Raw genomic sequence first — 2,483 nt, 5'->3', positions numbered from 1 at the left:
TCGACAAAGCCCAGGAAGCCGAGATGAATGAAGGCCGAACCCAGAAGCGTGATGAACAGGCGGTCGCCCCGCGTCGTCTCGATCCTGAGCACGCCGACGCGCGGATTGCCGCCGGGCGAGGCATATTCCCACACGGCCATGCCCACCAGGAGGCCGAGGATCGTCAGGAAGAACACCGCCGTCGGCAGGGTCCAGGCCATCCAGGAAAAGTCCATTGTCTATCCTCCCACCCGTGTTTTTTACACGCGCCCGTCACACACGACCGAGCGCAAAACCCTTGGCGATGTAATTCCTGACGAACCAGATCACGAGCGCGCCCGGAATGATCGTCAGCGTTCCCGCCGCCGCGAGCAGGCCCCAGTCCACCCCCATGGCCGAGACCGTGCGCGTCATGGTCGCGGCAATCGGCTTGGCATCCGTCGTCGTCAGCGTGCGCGCGATCAGGAGCTCGACCCAGGAGAACATGAAGCAGAAGAAGGCGGCCACCCCGATGCCCGACGCAATCAGCGGCACGAAGATCTTGGCGAAGAACTTCGGGAAGGAATAGCCGTCGATATAGGCGGTCTCGTCGATCTCCTTCGGGACGCCGGACATGAAGCCCTCGAGGATCCAGACCGCCAAGGGAACGTTGAACAGGCAGTGGGCGAGCGCCACCGCAATATGGGTGTCGATCAACCCGAAGGCGGAATAGAGCTGGAAGAAGGGCAGCGCAAACACCGCCGGCGGCGCCATGCGGTTGGTCAAGAGCCAGAAGAACAGGTGCTTGTCGCCCAGGAACCGGTAGCGCGAGAAGGCATAGGCCGCAGGCAGCGCCACCGCAATCGAGATCACCGTGTTCATCACCACATAGAGGATCGAGTTGATATAGCCCCGGTACCAGGAGGGATCGGAGAAGATCACCTGGTAGTTCTTCAAGGTCGGCGCGGCAGGCCACAGCGTCACCGAGGTCATGATCTCGGTATTGTTCTTGAAGCTCAGGTTCANGTAGTTCTTCAAGGTCGGCGCGGCAGGCCACAGCGTCACCGAGGTCATGATCTCGGTATTGTTCTTGAAGCTCAGGTTCACCAGCCAGTAGATCGGCACCATCAGGAACAGGATGTAGAGCGTCGGCACGAGGAAGCCGAGCTTGACGCCGCCGCGCTCGGCCCGCGCCTTGACCACCGGATGGGCGGCGGCCGACGTGCCCGTCGTGCTGGCCGCATCCTGGGCGATGGAAGAGGTCTCGACGCTCATGGGGTCCTCCGGTCTCGTCTCGTGGTCTCGTCTGCGTGTCGTCGTCTTGTGGTCGTCTGGTCTTTCCGGGGGCCGGGCCATCGGCCCGTACCCTTCGCTTGCGTCCGCTTTCGCTCACGCCCCGATGGTCATGCCTTGGCGTCGCTCGTCGTCATCACCGTGTAGAACACCCAGGAGAGCAAAAGCACGATCAGGAAGTAGATGATCGACATCGCCGCCGCCGGCCCGAGGTCGAACTGCCCGACCGCCATCTTCACGAGGTCGATCGACAGGAACATGGTGGACGAACCCGGCCCCCCGCCCGTCACCACGAAGGGCTCGGTGTAGATCATGAACGAATCCATGAAGCGCAGCAGCACCGCGATCAGAAGCACCCGCTTCATCTTCGGCAGCTGGATGTAGCGGAAGACGGCAAGGCGCGAGGCGCCGTCGATGCGGGCCGCCTGGTAATAGGCCTCCGGGATCGACACCAGCCCGGCATAGGCGAGCAGAACCACGAGGCTCGTCCAGTGCCACACATCCATCAGCACCACCGTGATCCAGGCATCCACCGGATCGGCCGCGTAATTGTAGGAGAAGCCGAGCGCCGTCACCGCCGAGCCCAGAAGCCCGATATCGACGCGGCACAGCAACTGCCAGATCGTGCCCACCACGTTCCACGGGATCAGAAGCGGCAGCGCCATCAGCACCAGGCACACCGGAACCCAGATGCCGCGGCGCGGCATGTTGAGCGCGATCAGGATGCCGAGCGGGATCTCGATCAAAAGAATGATCGCCGAGAAGGCGAGGTTGCGCCACAGCGCGTCCCAGAAGCGCGAGCTGTCCAGAACCTGTTTGAACCACTCCGTCCCCGCCCAGAAGAACTCGTTGTTGCCGAACGTGTCCTGCACCGAGTAGTTCACCACCGTCATCAGCGGGATCACCGCCGAGAAGGCCACCAGCACCATCACCGGCAGCACCATGAACCAGGCCTTGTTGTTAAAGGTCTTCTCCATCCCGGATTCTCCCCCTCAGACCCATCAGGCCTGCTGTTCTATACGCCAGCTGTCGGCGTAGATGTTGATGCCGGCCGGGTCGAAGGAAAGCCGCGCATCGGCCGGCACCTCGCCGCCTTCCGCCACGATCGCCGTGATCGGCTGGCCCGCAAAGGCGCCGCGCACGATCTTCTGCCGGCCGAGATCCTCCACCTTCGTCACCTGGACCGGCATCCCCTCGCGGCCGATGCGCACGAACTCCGGACGGATGCCGAA

Annotated in this window: 4 protein-coding genes; all 4 read right to left on the bottom strand. The window is 63.1% G+C overall.

Going from position 1 to position 2,483, the window contains the following annotated elements:
• Positions 1–215: DUF2160 domain-containing protein (locus tag ACED18_RS20500; protein WP_377295451.1), on the bottom strand; the 215-nt coding region annotated here is incomplete at its 3' end.
• Between the two features lie 37 nt (positions 216–252).
• The gene (locus ACED18_RS20495) at positions 253–1,233 is read right to left on the bottom strand and encodes a carbohydrate ABC transporter permease (protein WP_377295450.1); all 981 of its coding nucleotides are present in this window, start codon (positions 1,231–1,233) and stop codon (positions 253–255) included.
• Positions 1,234–1,361: 128 nt separating this feature from the next.
• Entirely contained in the window at positions 1,362–2,228 is an 867-nt protein-coding gene (locus ACED18_RS20490; protein ID WP_377295449.1) for a carbohydrate ABC transporter permease, read from the bottom strand.
• 24 nt (positions 2,229–2,252) lie between these two features.
• On the bottom strand, positions 2,253–2,483 hold a 231-nt coding region (locus ACED18_RS20485; RefSeq protein WP_377295448.1), incomplete at its 5' end, for a TOBE domain-containing protein.

The organism is Rhizobium sp. SG2393 (genome assembly GCF_042610495.1).
GTDB lineage: Bacteria > Pseudomonadota > Alphaproteobacteria > Rhizobiales > Rhizobiaceae > RU20A.
Note: the sequence above shows the minus strand (reverse complement) of the source record. Positions and strands in the feature narration are given on the sequence as shown.

Coding starts and splice junctions, on each gene's coding strand:
- ACED18_RS20490 (WP_377295449.1), bottom strand. CDS start 2,228: ATGGAGAAGACCTTTAACAACAAGGCCTGGTTCATGGTGCTGCCGGTG.